1 protein-coding gene is annotated in these 986 nt (G+C 68.6%); it reads left to right on the top strand.

Annotation, left to right across the window (positions count from 1 at the left end; genetic code table 11):
• Position 1: 1 nt before the first annotated feature.
• Complete coding sequence (locus RSO01_RS46860; RefSeq protein ID WP_147157491.1) at positions 2-985, top strand: NADPH:quinone oxidoreductase family protein; 984 nt, start codon at positions 2-4, stop codon at positions 983-985.
• Position 986 lies beyond the last annotated feature (1 nt).

Genomic DNA, 986 nt, shown 5'->3' with positions numbered 1-986 from the left:
CATGAGAGCCGTTGTCTGCGATCGCCTGGGCGATCCCTCTGTCCTCCAGATCAAGGACGTGCCGGTCCCGGAGATCGGCCCGGCCGACGTGCTGATCAAGGTCGGCGCGGCGTCGGTGAACTTCCCCGACGTGCTGATGCTGACGGCGGACTACCAGCACAAGCCCGACCTGCCGTTCATTCCCGGCATGGAAGGCGCGGGCACGATCTCGGCCATTGGCGCCGAAGTGAAGACCTGGAAAGTCGGCGACCGCGTGATCTTCGGCGTACGGCCCGGCGCCTTCGCCGAGTACGTGACGGTGCCGGCATCCGGCAACCTGATGCGCCTGCCGCAAGGCTGGTCGGATGCCGAAGGCTCGGCGTTCCGCGTCGGTGCGACCACGGCCTATCACTCCCTGGTCCATCGCGCGGCGTTGAAGCCGCGCGAGGTGCTGCTGGTTCATGGCGCCTCGGGCGGGGTCGGCATGGCCGCCGTCCAGCTCGGCAAGCATCTCGGCGCTCAGGTGATTGCCACCGGCAGCGACGATCAGCGGCTCAGCGTGGTGCGTGAGCAGGGCGCCGATCTGGTCGTCAACCTGCGGACAGCCGATTTCGTGGCGATCGTGAAGGGCCTGACCGACGGGCGCGGCGCCAACGTGGTCTACGATCCGGTGGGCGGCGAGGTGCTGGAGAAATCCATGCGCGCGGCGGCCTATGGTGCGCGCCTGCTGGTCGTCGGCTTCACTTCGGGCGGCCCGACCAAGATCATGTCCAACCACGTGCTGATCAAAGGGCTGTCGATCCTCGGCGTCCGCGCCGGCGAGACCGCACGGCGCGCCGGATCGGACTACGCCAAGGACTACGCCGTCGAGCTCCCGCGCCTGGCGGCGCTCGGCGTCATGCGCCCGCACATCTCCCATCGCTTCCCGATGGAGCGCGCCGCCGACGCCTTCCGCGTCCTGATCGACCGCAAGGTCGTCGGCAAGGCGGTGATCGAGATCGGATAGG

The sequence above is a fragment of the Reyranella soli genome (genome assembly GCF_007992495.1).
Lineage (GTDB): Bacteria > Pseudomonadota > Alphaproteobacteria > Reyranellales > Reyranellaceae > Reyranella > Reyranella soli.
The sequence above is the reverse complement of the archived record's forward strand: the minus strand, read 5'-3'. Positions and strand labels throughout refer to the sequence as shown.